This is a genomic window from Capnocytophaga sp. oral taxon 902 (genome assembly GCF_013394735.1).
In the GTDB taxonomy this organism is placed as follows: Bacteria; Bacteroidota; Bacteroidia; order Flavobacteriales; family Flavobacteriaceae; genus Capnocytophaga; species Capnocytophaga ochracea.
On record NZ_CP058261.1, the window covers coordinates 2,579,052 to 2,592,026 of the forward strand.

Below are 12,975 nucleotides of genomic sequence, written 5' to 3' on the forward strand. Positions count from 1 at the left end.
CAATAAAAAATGAATAAGAAAACATTAAAAAAGAGTCTTATAGGGTTGTTCTTATTTTTAGGAGCATTGGATTTGTATGGGCAAATCAAAGAGCCTATTATGAACTTAGAACATTTTGATGACAAACGTTTTCAATGGGGATACTATTTTGGTACCAATGTGTTTGACTTCAAAATAGATTACCGCGACTTAAATTATCGCACAGCTAATCTGCGAGAAATACAAACTGACCGTAAATTAGGTTTCAACGTAGGTCTTACAGGCTCTGTGCGCTTAGTGAAACATCTCGATTTGCGAATTGAGCCAGGTTTGGTGTACAACAAGCGTATTCTTATCTTCCCTGGATTCTCCGATTCGAGAGATTCGATGCGCGATGTTCCTTCTACTTATATTTATATTCCATTATTGCTAAAGTATAGCGCTAAGCGCTGGTATAACGTAAAACCCTACGTAACAGCAGGAGCTTCGATGGTGTTTAACTTGAGTAGTAATGCGAATCTAAATGTTGATAATTCCGAAAAGACTTTCCGTGCTACAAGAAATGTTTTCTTCTATGAATTAGGTTTAGGTATTGACTTCTACACTCCTTACTTTAGAGTCTCTCCTTCTCTGAGAGCCTTATTTTCAGTTAATAATGAGTTGATACCCGATAATAATCCCAATAGCCCTTGGACAGGTAACCTTAATGGTTTAAAGAGCCGTGGTTTCTTATTAAATCTAAACTTCGAATAATATGAAGAAACTAATTCTTATAGTAGTTTTTTTGATAAGTCTTGCGTCTTATGCACAGAACTTTAGCTACCCTATGGCAAGTCCACGTCAGGTAATCACACAACAGTTTTCTGTGAGTCAAATTACAGTAGATTACGGTCGCCCAAGTGTGCGCGGGCGTAAAATATTTGGCGAATTAGTTCCCTATGGGAAGATTTGGCGTTTAGGAGCTAATCAAGCTACGAGTATTAGTTTTCTTCAGCCTGTAAAATTTGGAGGCAAGTCGGTAAAAAAGGGCGATTATGCTATTTTTGTAACTCCTGAAGCTCACCAGTGGACGGTAGTTCTCAATTACGATGCCGATGCGTGGGGAGCTTATAGCTATGACCCTAATGAGAATGCTATTGAATTTACAGTGCCTGTTACTCAAACCAAAGATTTACAAGAAGCTTTAGAGTTCTCATTCGAGAACATTTCTAATGAAAAAGTAAATTTAGTAATTCGTTGGGAATATACTAAAGTGGAAATTCCTATTGAAATAGACAAAAAAGAAACTATTGATAAGATTATAGAGCAACTCAAAGAAGTAAAACAATTTGAGAGAGACTTAGAAGGTAAAGACGATAAGAAATAATGGAAAGGAAACAAGTATGGAAATATAGTGTTTTTGCTATTTACATAGTTATTTGGCTTGTTTTTCGTACTTTTCCTACCGTTACAGAACATATTTATAGTAAAGGTATCTACCCGTATATAGCTAAAGTGTTGCACTTTTTATTCGGGTGGATACCTTTTTCTATGGGTGATATTCTATACACGTTGCTCATTATAGGTATATTTTTAGCCGTAGTAAAACACTTCAAAAAGTTATGGCAAGCCCCCTTAAAAATCTTAGATAAGATATTTTCAAAAATAATACGTATTACCTTTGCCTTTTTCTTCCTCTGGGGATTCAACTATTTCAGGGTACCTTTATCGGAATCTTTGCACATTTCTAAAGAATATACCCAAGCCCAACTGCTGAAAGCTACACAAACGTGTATTGACAGAGCCAACACAATCCATTCTCGATTAGCAACCAATGATACTACTAAAGTAGACTTTTGGCTTTCACAAAAAGAAATATATCGCATTGCTTATAACGGCTATCCTTTGGAGAAACAAGGTGTTACAGACTTTAAAGCAATGAAAAGCGTCAAACCTTCTCTTTACAGTAAACTGCTCACCTATATGGGATATAGTGGGTATTTGAATCCGTTTACTAATGAAGCCCAAGTAAACAGAAAGATGATAGGTTATAGTGTGCCTATTACTGTTTGCCACGAGATAGCACATCAAATGGGGTATGCTGCCGAAGAAGAAGCAAATTATTTAGGGTATTTGGCAGCTCTAAAAACTGATAATCCTTATTTTAGATACAGTGCAGAACTCTTTGCCTTGCGCTATTTTCTCAATGAAGTAGCTCAAGTAGCCCCTACTGAATATGAAAGTCTTCACTCTCAAATTCACAAAGGTATCTTTGAAAACTATAAAGAAGTGCGTTTGTTTTGGCAACAATATGAGAACAAAGCTGAGCCTGTTTTTAAAGCAAGCTACGATGCGTTCTTGAAAGCAAACAAACAATCACAAGGTATCAATAGTTATGATTTAGTGGTAGGATTACTAATTCCTCATTATGTTAGAAATTAGGAATTAGAACTAACCATTAATCATTGACCTTTAATCATTAATTACAGAAATTTGTTAAGTTCCATTAGTAAAACTTCACTGTCTTGAAAGCCTTCTCCCCGCCAAATAAGATTCATATTATTAAAGATAATGACAGTAGGCAAGACACTTATCTTCAGTGCCTTACTTAATTCTTTATTCTTGTTAATGTCTATTTTCACAACCTTTACTCTATCCTTCAAAATAGTAACTATTTCGCGTAATACAGCATTCATATGTAGTGAAACTTCAATACCTTCAGAATAAAAACAAATGAGCACAGGTGTATTTACATTGATGATATCACCAAATTTCTCCATAATTTTATGTTTAAAATAATGGCACAAAAATACAAAGTTTTTTTTAATTACAAATAGAAATAAGCAAAATATATTATTTTTTATTTTTAAAAAGCTATTAACGCTATCTTATCTTCCTCTTCTCTTTAGCATTTCTTCGTTTATTGTTCGTCTTTTGTTCGTCTTTTGTTCGTCTTTTGTTCGTCTTTTGTTCGTCTTTTGTTCGTCTTTTGTTCGTCTTTTGTTCGTCTTTTGTTCGTCTTTTGTTCGTTCATCGTTCGTCATTCGTTCATTTGTCCGTGCGGCTCGCACCGTCTTTTGTTTATCTGCCCGTGCGGCTCGCACCGTCTTTTGTTTATCTGTCCGTGTGGCTTGCACTGTCTTTTGCTTATCTGCCCGTGTGGCTTGCACTGTTCATTGTTCGTTCTTCCTATAAGATTCGTATAAGCTAAGTATAAGATTGCTTCAAATAAAAACTGTCTTTCTTTGTTGTTTATAGATTCGTTTTTCTATTGTTGACAAAGTTTCTATTTTTTGGAATTCGTGGGAGATTTAAAAAAACGACGAAACTACCTATTTGTAATTGCTTGTTTTGCTAGAATTTCTGTAGTGTAAGTCATATTATCTCTTATGTTGGACTCACATTAAAATTAAAAAATATCTAAAAAAATTTGGTAGTAACAAATATTCTTTCTACTTTTGCCATTATTACTCCGCAAAGGGGTAAGTTTTGTCATTTAAAATATATAAAAATATGAAGTTTATAGTATCAAGTTCTTACTTATTAAAGAAGTTACAAGTATTTGGCGGTGTAATCAATAACAACAATACAATGCCTATACTCGATAACTTTTTGTTTGAACTGTCTACCAATTCTTTAACTATCTCTGCTTCCGATTTGGAAACTACTGTAAGAGGTACTTTGGAAGTAGAATCAGATTCAGAAGGGAGCATAGCAGTATCAGCTAAATTATTGACAGATATTCTTAAAACCTTTTCAGAACAACCCCTTACCTTTTTGGTAAAAGAGAATAATGTAATAGAAATTAGCTCTACTACCGGTAATTATACCTTAGCTTATTTAGATGGAGAGGAGTTCCCTCGCCCTGTAGCTTTACCTGAAGCAAGCAAAGTAACGATGATAGGCGATGTATTAGCAACTGCCGTGCAAAAGACTATCTTCGCAGCAGGAAATGACGATTTACGTCCTACAATGAGCGGTATTTTATTCCAATTCAGTGAAAACGGACTCACCTTTGTAGGTACTGATGCTCATAAATTAGTGAAATACGAACGCTTAGACATCAAAGCTAATGAAGCGGCTGATTTCATTATGCCTAAAAAACCGTTGAACATTCTCAAAGGTATTTTAGCAGGTAGCGAAACAGAAGTAACAATAGAATACAACGAGAGCAATGCAAAATTTTCTTTTGACGATATGGAATTCATCTGCCGCCTTATAGATGGTAAATATCCTAACTACGATGCGGTAATTCCTAAAGAAAATCCTAACAAACTTATCTTAAATCGTTCGCAATTCTATAGTTCTATTAACCGTTTGTCGTTGTTTTCAAATAAAACCACCCACCAAGTGCGCTTGAAAATAGCTGGTTCTAGCTTGGTAATTTCAGCTGAGGACGTAGATTATAGCAATAAAGGTGAGGAGCGTTTCACTTGCAACTATCAGGGAGACGATTTAGAAATAGGCTTCAACTCCAAGTTCTTGAAAGAGATGATTAATAACTTAGACTCTGATGAAATCTTGATAGAAATGTCGTTGCCAAATCGCGCCGGACTTATCACGCCTGTTGATGGACTTGATGAGGGTGAGAAAGTGCTAATGTTGGCAATGCCAATTATGCTTAACACAAATCAATAAATAAAGAATTTTTCATTTTTAAAATGAAACGCCTTATGAGTCTTTTTAAGGCGTTTCTTTTTTTAAGAGAGAAATCACAATGTTTATCATTCAAAAATAACTATCTATGAAGTCCATTTTAGAAAGAATAAAGCCTTTTACATATATAGCTGCCTTATACCTAATCGTATCGTTTGTGATGCGTATCGTTTTTATGGTGCACCCTATCACTGCTACCACATTTTCGGTGTGGAGTGTGTTTAAGATGCTTTTCATAGGCTTACTATCCGACGCTTTTGTGATAGTATTGGCAAGTAGTATTTTAATGCTTTATTTCCTCTTTATCGCCAATGTGAAGTACAAAAAACCTTACGGAGGCATTATTTTAGGAGCATTTATCCTCATACTACTCTATATACAGTTTTATCCTAACAATATATTTGCTCAATACGGAGGTGTGATTCCCGAAATCGCATTAGCTTTCTTCGGCTTTAAAACGCTGTGTTTTGCCTTATTACTCTTTTTGCCTAAGTACAGAGCCCAACTGCGCAATGCATTGTATTTTATTACGTTGGCTATCTATGTATTTGCCATAGTGATGAATGCAGTAAGCGAATATTTCTTTTGGAATGAGTTCGGGATTCGTTATAACTTTATAGCAGTAGATTACCTTATTTATACCAATGAAGTGATAGGTAATATAATGGAGAGTTACCCTGTAGTACCCTTATTTACAGGGGTTTTTGTAGTAGTATTGGCAATTACTATATATTTATTTCTCAAGACTAAGAGTGCGCTCAAAACAATACCTACCCTCTTTGAAAAAACGGTTATAGTAGTGCCCTATTTGCTGTTAGTGCTTATAGGAATGTGGAGATTACCCCAGCTTGATGCTATGACTGCCGAAAATACTTTTGCTCAAGAAATACAAAGTAATGGTGTTTACAAGTTTTATTATGCTTTTACCCATAGTGAGTTAGATTTCTTTCAGTTTTATCCTACCTTGCCAGAGAAAGAGGCTGAAAGCATTGTGCTCAAACAACTCAATGCACCTGCCCTCGAACGAAAAATTGTAAGCGATACTACCGAAGTACACCGCAATGTCCTCCTCATTTCAGTAGAGAGTCTTTCGGCAGAATACCTTACAATGTATGGTAATGCCGATAACCGTACACCTTTCTTGGATAGCTTAGCTAATAACAGCTTGTTTTTTACTAATTTGTATGCTACGGGTAACCGTACAGTACGTGGTCTGGAAGCCCTAACTCTTTGCATACCACCTACTCCAGGGGAAAGCGTGGTGAAGCGCAAGGACAATAAAAATAAGTTTACCACGGGTAGCGTGTTCAAAAGTAAAGGTTATGATGTGAAATATCTCTATGGAGGTGATAGTTATTTTGATAATATGAAGGATTTCTTCACTGGCAATGGCTACGATATTATAGATAGCAAGAGCTTTACTCCAGAAGAAGTAACTTTCTCCAATATATGGGGTGTTTGCGATGAAGATATGGCAAACAAAGCTATAAAGGTGATGAACGAACAAGCTAAAGCTGGCAAACCGTTCTTCAATCACTGGATGACCGTGAGCAATCACCGCCCTTTTACTTATCCTGAAGGTAAAATTGACATTCCTCCTACTGAGAAACGACGTGCAGGTGGAGTAAAATATACCGATTATGCTCTCAAGCGATTCTTTGAGATGGCAAAACAACAAGATTGGTATAAAAATACTCTTTTTGTGATTGTAGCCGACCATTGTGCATCGAGTGCAGGTAGTACCGAATTGCCTTTAGATGGTTATCGCATTCCTTGTTTTATTGTTGCCGATTTTATCACTCCTAAAAAAGTAGATACAATGATATCACAAATAGATGTGATGCCTACCGTTTTTGGTTTGCTAAATTTCAATTATACCTCTAAGTTCATAGGGCAAGATGTACTAAAAGAAGGCTATCAGCCACGCGCTTATATTGCTACTTATCAGGATTTAGGTTACTTAACCCCTGATAAACTAACTATTATATCACCTTTGAGAAAAACCACTCAATACAGTTTGCGCAAAGAAACCGAACAACCCACACAAGAGTATCCCTTGTTTTATGAGCAAATAAAAGAAAATAATGTGAACAAAGAACAAGCCGATGCTTGTATTGGTACTTATCAAGCTACTGCCGAGTGGTTAAAAAACAAACAGTTCAATGCGGTCAAGAAATAAGCTAAAAATTATCAACGACCCTATTTATGGGTTTATCCATATCCCCAGCACTCTGGTGTTCGACATTATTGAGCACCCCTATTTCCAGCGGCTCAGGCGTATCAATCAAATGGGACTTTCGTATTTGGTATTTCCAGGGGCTAAACACACTCGTTTTGAGCACGTATTGGGGTGTGTGTTCTTGATGCAGAAAACAGTAGAGATGCTCCGTTTCAAGGGAATACAAATCTCTGAAAAAGAAGCTGAAGGACTCTATATTGCCATATTGTTGCACGACATAGGGCACGGACCTTTTTCTCACGCAATGGAACACAGCATTGTCGAAGGTATTTCTCACGAGGAAATTTCGCTGCGCTTTATGCAAGAGCTTAACAAGGTATTTAATGGCAAATTAGATACCGCTATAGCAATATTTCAAGGTACTTACCCACGTAAGTTTATGCATCAACTCATCTCGGGGCAGTTGGATATGGACAGAGCCGATTACCTCAAACGCGATAGTTTTTACACAGGAGTCGCTGAGGGGAATATAAATTCTGAACGCCTTATTTCAATGCTTAATGTACGCAACGACGAATTAGTAGTCGAAGAAAAAGGCTTATACTCGGTAGAGAAATTCCTAATAGCCCGCCGCTTGATGTATTGGCAAGTGTATCTGCACAAAACTAGCGTAGTAGCCGAGCAGATACTCATCAGGTTGCTCAAACGCGCTAAAGAGTTGGTGCAACAAGGGCAAGAACTGACTATGTCCACCGCCTTAGCTTTCTTTGTGAAAAACAAGATATCCAAAAATAATTTCTCACAAGAAGTACTTGAGATGTTTGCTCTTTTAGACGATACAGATATTATTTCAGCAATGAAAGAATGGCAGTTCCACTCCGATGTAGTTCTTTCTAAACTCAGCAAAATGTTGCTCAATCGCGATTTGCTAAAAATAAAAGTCAGATTGAACGATTTTGAAGAACAGAAGATAAAGAGACTGCAGAAACTATCAGTTGCCAAAGGAGTAGGCGAAAAAGATATGAAGTACTTTGTCTTTACAGGAGTGATGACTAACAGAGCGTATAATCCAGGAAAGGAAATAATTAAGATTCTCACCAAAAATGGAAGAGTAGTAGATCTTACTAAAACCTCTGAAGCCATCAATTTAGAACCTCTTTCACAAGTAACCGAACGATACTATATTTGCTATCCAAAGTAAGGTAGAAAAGGAGGAAGTAAAATTACCCAATAGAGAAAAAAAATAGTAAAAAGAGTGCTATATGAAATAATTTTTATATTTTTGTTGCGAAAAACAACCTTTTTTTAAGACAAAAACATATAAATATTGCTTTATATCGTTTTGATTATAAACTAATTAAATGAAATTTACAGCATTACAAATAGCCAATGTACTCGGCGGTGAAGTAGAAGGAAATCCCCAAATTGAAGTCTATAAACTTTCAAAAATTGAAGAGGGAAGTGAAGGGAGTATATCTTTTTTGGCAAACCCTAAATACAAACATTTTATCTATACTACTCAAGCATCTATAGTGATTGTAAATAAGGACTTTGAGGCTGAAGATAAAATATCAGCAACCTTAGTGAGAGTAGACGATGCTTATGCCGCTTTTACTAAACTCTTAGAATTTTACAATCAAGTGAAAATGAATAAAGTAGGTATAGAACAACCTTCGTTTATCGCTTCATCTGCTAAAATAGGACAAAATGTATATATAGGAGCTTTTGTGTATATTGGCGAAAATGTAGTGATAAGCGATAATGTAAAAATCTATCCTAACACTTACATAGGTGATAACTCATCAGTAGGTGAGGGGACTACTATTTTTGCAGGCTGTAAAATATATTCCGAAACTGTCATAGGCAAAGATTGTATGCTCCACAGTGGAGTAGTATTAGGTGCTGACGGATTTGGCTTCCAGCCCAATGAAAAAGGAGAGTTCAGCAGAGTACCACAGATAGGTAATGTCGTGATTGAAGATTCTGTAGATATAGGTGCAGAAACAGCTATAGATCGTGCAACTTTAGGTTCTACTATCATTCGTAAGGGGGTAAAGTTAGACAACCAAATACATATAGCCCACAATGTAGAAATAGGTAAAAATACAGTGATTGCTGCCCAAACAGGCATCGCTGGCTCAACTAAAGTAGGCGAAAATTGTATGATAGGTGGTCAAGTGGGAATCGTAGGTCACTTAGTAATAGGCAATCGCGTGAAAATACAAGCCCAAACAGGGGTAGGTCGCAACCTTAAAGACGATGAAGCGATACAAGGCTCTCCCGCTTTGGGGCACGCTGAATACAACAAAGCTTATGTCATTTTTAGAAAATTACCTAACTTGCTTAAACGCTTAGAAGAATTAGAAAAAAAATTAAAATAAATACACTATGGTAAAGCAAAATACTTTATCCAAAGAAATTACCTTAGAAGGTATTGGGTTACATACTGGTAAACAAGTAAAAATGGTGCTCAAACCTGCACCAGTAGGCAATGGTTTTACCTTTGTACGTACTGATTTAGAAGGTAACCCCGTTGTCGAAGCTGATGCTACCTATGTAGCGAGTACAGAACGTGGCACTTTTTAGAGAAAAAGGGGGTGAAAATCCAAACCTGTGAGCACATCTTAGCAGCGCTCGTCGGTATGGATTTGGATAATGTGATTATTGAGCTCAACTCCTCCGAACCTCCCATTATGGATGGTTCTTCTAAATATTTTGTAGAAGCTATAGAAAAAGCGGGTATCACTCCTCAAGATGCAGAGCGTGATGAGTATATAGTAAAACAAGTAATTACTTACGTAAATGAAGAAACAGGTAGTGAGATTACTCTCATTCCTGCCGAGGAATACCAAGTGACTACAATGGTAGATTTTGGTACTAAGATTTTGGGCACCCAAAATGCTTACCTCAATAAACTTTCCGAATTTAAAACCGAAATAGCTGATGCTCGTACTTTTAGTTTCTTGCACGAACTCGAAGCTCTACTTGATCACGGTTTGATTAAAGGAGGAGATTTGAATAATGCTATCGTATATGTAGATAAAGAAATTTCTGATAGTACGATGCAGAAACTTAAAAAGATTTTCAACAAAGATAATATTTCAGTGAAACCTAATGGAGTGCTCGATAATCTTACTTTGCATTACCCTAACGAAGCTGCTCGCCATAAACTATTGGATGTAATAGGCGATTTGGCATTGGTAGGTACACGCATTCGCGGAAAAGTGATTGCTACTAAACCTGGGCACTTCACCAATACCCAATTTGCTAAAAAACTTTCTAAGATTATAAAAAATGAACGTCGTAACAACGTTCCTTCTATAGATATCAATCAACCGCCGTTACTCAATACTGTTGATATAATGAAGTTGTTACCTCACCGTCCGCCATTCTTGTTGGTAGATAAAATCTTTGAACTTTCTGACAAACACGTCGTAGGTTTAAAGAATGTAACAATGGATGAACCTTTCTTCGTAGGACACTTCCCTGGAGCTCCTGTAATGCCTGGAGTGCTCCAAATAGAAGCAATGGCACAAACAGGAGGTGTATTGATACTTAGTACCGTACCTGACCCCGAAAATTATCTCACTTACTTTATGAAAATAGACAATGTGAAGTTCAAAGTACAAGTAGTGCCAGGGGATACCCTTATATTCAAGTTAGAATTGCTAACGCCTATTCGCCGTGGTATTTGCCATATGCAAGCTTACGCTTATGTGAACGGGAAGTTGGCTACTGAAGCTGAGCTAATGGCTCAAATTGTTAAAGTAAAATAAAAGTATATGATTCAACCTTTGGCTTATGTCCACCCCGATGCCAAAATCGCTAAAAATGTAGTGATAGAGCCTTTTACTACTATCAGTAAAAATGTAGAAATAGGTGAGGGTACTTGGATAGGACCTAACGTAACCATTATGGAGGGAGCGCGTATAGGGAAGAACTGCAAAATTTTTCCTGGAGCTGTAATTTCAGCTATTCCACAAGATCTCAAGTATAAAGGTGAAGAAACCACTACTCACATAGGCAATAATACTACTATCAGAGAGTGTGTAACCATCAATAAAGGTACCGTCGACCGTATGAGAACTGTAGTTGGTAATAATTGCTTGATAATGGCTTACTCTCATATCGCTCACGATTGTATTGTGGGGGACAACTGTATTTTCTCTAATGGTACTACTCTTGCAGGACACGTAACTGTAGGTGATTGTGCTGTGATGGCAGGAATGACTGCGGTCTATCAGTTTTGTTCTATAGGGAGTTATGCTTTTGTAACAGGAGGTTCGCTTGTAGGTAAAGATGTTCCTCCTTATGTAAAGGCCGCACGCAATCCACTTTCTTATGTAGGAGTGAATTCTATAGGGTTACATCGTCGTGGATTTACTACTGAGAAAATACGTGAGATACAAGATATTTACCGTGTACTTTTCCAAAAGAAACTCAGTACCTCTCACGCTTTGGACTATATAGAAGCTGAAATGGAAGCCACCGTAGAACGCGATGAGATATTGCAATTCGTGCGTCGCTCACAGCACGGTATTATGAAAGGCTATCACGGTGAATTAATAAAAGAGTAAGAGTAAGAATTTAAAACAAAAAACAAATAACTTAAAATAGAATAAATGGCAACAACCGCAGACATTAAAAAAGGATTGTGCATTCGCTTCAATCACGATATCTACAAAATTATTGAATTTCTACACGTAAAACCAGGGAAAGGTCCTGCTTTTGTACGTACTAAACTCAAAAGTGTTACCACAGGTAAAATACTTGACAATACTTTCTCTGCTGGTCACAAAATTGAAGATGTACGTGTCGAAACTCGTTCTTTCCAATATTTGTATGCCGAAGGCGATGAGTTTGTATTTATGAACAACGACGACTTCAACCAAGTACACATCCGTAAAGATATGCTCGATTACCCCGATTTACTTAAAGAAGGTGAAACAGTGATGGTAATCTTCAATGCCGAAGACGAAACACCGCTTTCAGTTGAAATGCCTGCTAATGTTATCCTTACTGTTACACACGTAGAACCAGGAGTAAAAGGTAATACAGCTACTAATGCTACCAAACCTGCTACTGTTGAAACAGGAGCTATTGTGAATGTACCTCTTTTCATCAACGAAGGTGACCGCATTAAGGTAGAAACTGAAAAAGGTACTTACGTCGAAAGAATGAAAGACTAATTATGCGTTTCTCACAGCCTTATACCCTTAAGCAAATAGCTACTATCATCAATGCGAAATACGTAGGTGCAGAAGATTTCCCCGTACTTGGAATGAATGAAATTCACGTAGTACAAGCAGGTGATATAGTCTTTGTAGACCATCCTAAGTATTACGAGAAGGCTTTGCATTCTAAGGCTACTATTGTACTTATCAACAAAGAAGTAGAATGCCCTGAAGGGAAAGCCCTTTTAATATCCGATGACCCTTTTCGCGATTTTAATAAACTCACCGACTTTTTTAAACCTTTTCAAAAAGCAACTGCACTTATAGCCCCTTCAGCTCGTATAGGTGAAAATACAGTAGTGCAACCAGGTACTTTTTTGGGTAACAATGTAGTAATAGGAAACAACTGCCGTATTCATTCTAATGTGAGCATCTACGACGATTGTGTGATAGGTGATAACGTAACTATTCACGCCGGCACAGTGCTCGGAGCAGATGCTTTTTATTACAAAAAACGCTCCGAAGGGTTTGATAAACTCAAGTCAGGCGGACGTGTAGTAATTGAGGACAATGTGGATTTAGGCGCTCTTTGTACCATTGATAGAGGAGTAACAGGTGATACCACTATCAAAAAAGGAACTAAGATAGATAACCAAGTGCATATAGGTCACGATACGGTAGTAGGAGAGAAGTGTCTCATTGCTTCACAAACAGGGATTGCTGGTTGTGTAGTGATAGAAAACGAAGTAACTATTTGGGGACAAGTAGGAATAACCAGCGGTATCACCATAGGTGAAAAAGCAGTAATTTTAGCTCAAAGTGGTATTTCTAAATCCTTAGAGGGTGGACAAACTTACTTTGGTTATCCTGCTGGAGAAGCCCGTGAGAAATATAAAGAAATGAGTGCACTCAAACAGCTTATCAATTGTAAATAAGTAATTTTATAGTTATACAATTAAGGAACTGCCTTTTTAGGTAGTTCCTTTCGTTTTTTATCACTTTACCTTC

At 37.0% G+C, this 12,975-nt stretch carries 12 protein-coding genes and 1 pseudogene; 11 read left to right on the forward strand and 2 right to left on the reverse strand.

All coding sequences use genetic code 11. The annotated features are described in order from the left end of the window. Nucleotides 1–9 precede the first annotated feature (9 nt). From HW278_RS11075 to HW278_RS11085, 3 genes are read left to right on the forward strand one after another with little or no spacing between them, the layout of a single operon-like run. Nucleotides 10–732, forward strand: coding sequence for a porin family protein (locus tag HW278_RS11075; protein ID WP_178977851.1), 723 nt, complete (start codon nt 10–12; stop codon nt 730–732). A 1-nt stretch (nt 733) separates the two neighbouring features. After that, nucleotides 734–1,345 (forward strand): DUF2911 domain-containing protein, encoded by a 612-nt coding sequence (locus HW278_RS11080; protein ID WP_002671558.1) that lies wholly within the window; start codon nt 734–736, stop codon nt 1,343–1,345. Further along, nucleotides 1,345–2,400, forward strand: coding sequence for a DUF3810 domain-containing protein (locus HW278_RS11085; protein WP_178977852.1), 1,056 nt, complete (start codon nt 1,345–1,347; stop codon nt 2,398–2,400). The genes HW278_RS11080 and HW278_RS11085 overlap by 1 nt, the downstream gene beginning before the upstream one ends. A 41-nt stretch (nt 2,401–2,441) precedes the next feature. Here HW278_RS11085 and HW278_RS11090 read toward each other — a convergent pair whose 3' ends face one another. Both HW278_RS11090 and HW278_RS11095 read right to left on the reverse strand, forming a co-directional pair. Further along, nucleotides 2,442–2,738: a thioredoxin family protein gene (locus HW278_RS11090; protein WP_178977853.1), complete on the reverse strand. Its 297-nt coding sequence runs from the start codon at nt 2,736–2,738 to the stop codon at nt 2,442–2,444. Nucleotides 2,739–2,846: 108 nt separating this feature from the next. Continuing rightward, nucleotides 2,847–3,128 carry a hypothetical protein gene (locus HW278_RS11095; protein ID WP_178977854.1) on the reverse strand — a complete coding sequence of 94 codons (282 nt, stop codon included), beginning with the start codon at nt 3,126–3,128 and terminating at the stop codon, nt 2,847–2,849. A 343-nt stretch (nt 3,129–3,471) separates the two neighbouring features. Between HW278_RS11095 and dnaN the strand changes: the two genes are divergently transcribed. The 8 genes and pseudogenes from dnaN (at nt 3,472) to HW278_RS11135 (ending at nt 12,902) form a co-directional block, all read left to right on the forward strand. Then, nucleotides 3,472–4,596 (forward strand): DNA polymerase III subunit beta, encoded by a 1,125-nt coding sequence (dnaN, locus tag HW278_RS11100; RefSeq protein ID WP_002671565.1) that lies wholly within the window; start codon nt 3,472–3,474, stop codon nt 4,594–4,596. 106 nt (nt 4,597–4,702) lie between these two features. Next, nucleotides 4,703–6,793 carry an LTA synthase family protein gene (locus HW278_RS11105; protein WP_178977855.1) on the forward strand — a complete coding sequence of 697 codons (2,091 nt, stop codon included), beginning with the start codon at nt 4,703–4,705 and terminating at the stop codon, nt 6,791–6,793. Then, on the forward strand, nt 6,777–7,994 hold the full coding sequence (locus HW278_RS11110) for an HD domain-containing protein (protein WP_178977856.1): 1,218 nt from the start codon (nt 6,777–6,779) through the stop codon (nt 7,992–7,994). The genes HW278_RS11105 and HW278_RS11110 overlap by 17 nt, the downstream gene beginning before the upstream one ends. Before the next feature lie 160 nt (nt 7,995–8,154). After that, a complete protein-coding gene (lpxD, locus tag HW278_RS11115; RefSeq protein WP_009411365.1) occupies nt 8,155–9,174 on the forward strand; it encodes a UDP-3-O-(3-hydroxymyristoyl)glucosamine N-acyltransferase in 1,020 nt (339 codons plus the stop codon). 7 nt (nt 9,175–9,181) lie between these two features. Continuing rightward, nucleotides 9,182–10,569, forward strand: a pseudogene (locus tag HW278_RS11120) (bifunctional UDP-3-O-[3-hydroxymyristoyl] N-acetylglucosamine deacetylase/3-hydroxyacyl-ACP dehydratase). A 6-nt stretch (nt 10,570–10,575) separates the two neighbouring features. Beyond that, the gene (lpxA, locus tag HW278_RS11125) at nt 10,576–11,370 is read left to right on the forward strand and encodes an acyl-ACP--UDP-N-acetylglucosamine O-acyltransferase (protein ID WP_002671575.1); all 795 of its coding nucleotides are present in this window, start codon (nt 10,576–10,578) and stop codon (nt 11,368–11,370) included. Between the two features lie 45 nt (nt 11,371–11,415). After that, complete coding sequence (gene efp / locus HW278_RS11130; RefSeq protein ID WP_002671577.1) at nt 11,416–11,982, forward strand: elongation factor P; 567 nt, start codon at nt 11,416–11,418, stop codon at nt 11,980–11,982. Between the two features lie 2 nt (nt 11,983–11,984). Continuing rightward, on the forward strand, nt 11,985–12,902 hold the full coding sequence (locus tag HW278_RS11135; protein WP_178977857.1) for a UDP-3-O-(3-hydroxymyristoyl)glucosamine N-acyltransferase: 918 nt from the start codon (nt 11,985–11,987) through the stop codon (nt 12,900–12,902). Nucleotides 12,903–12,975 lie beyond the last annotated feature (73 nt).

Excerpts from the sequence above, each read along its gene's own strand:
- HW278_RS11080 (WP_002671558.1), top strand. The coding sequence starts at position 734 with ATGAAGAAACTAATTCTTATAGTAGTTTTTTTGATAAGTCTTGCGTCT.
- HW278_RS11090 (WP_178977853.1), bottom strand. The coding sequence starts at position 2,738 with ATGGAGAAATTTGGTGATATCATCAATGTAAATACACCTGTGCTCATT.
- lpxA (WP_002671575.1), top strand. The coding sequence starts at position 10,576 with ATGATTCAACCTTTGGCTTATGTCCACCCCGATGCCAAAATCGCTAAA.
- efp (WP_002671577.1), top strand. The coding sequence starts at position 11,416 with ATGGCAACAACCGCAGACATTAAAAAAGGATTGTGCATTCGCTTCAAT.
- HW278_RS11085 (WP_178977852.1), top strand. The coding sequence starts at position 1,345 with ATGGAAAGGAAACAAGTATGGAAATATAGTGTTTTTGCTATTTACATA.
- HW278_RS11105 (WP_178977855.1), top strand. The coding sequence starts at position 4,703 with ATGAAGTCCATTTTAGAAAGAATAAAGCCTTTTACATATATAGCTGCC.
- lpxD (WP_009411365.1), top strand. The coding sequence starts at position 8,155 with ATGAAATTTACAGCATTACAAATAGCCAATGTACTCGGCGGTGAAGTA.
- HW278_RS11075 (WP_178977851.1), top strand. The coding sequence starts at position 10 with ATGAATAAGAAAACATTAAAAAAGAGTCTTATAGGGTTGTTCTTATTT.
- dnaN (WP_002671565.1), top strand. The coding sequence starts at position 3,472 with ATGAAGTTTATAGTATCAAGTTCTTACTTATTAAAGAAGTTACAAGTA.
- HW278_RS11110 (WP_178977856.1), top strand. The coding sequence starts at position 6,777 with ATGCGGTCAAGAAATAAGCTAAAAATTATCAACGACCCTATTTATGGG.
- HW278_RS11135 (WP_178977857.1), top strand. The coding sequence starts at position 11,985 with ATGCGTTTCTCACAGCCTTATACCCTTAAGCAAATAGCTACTATCATC.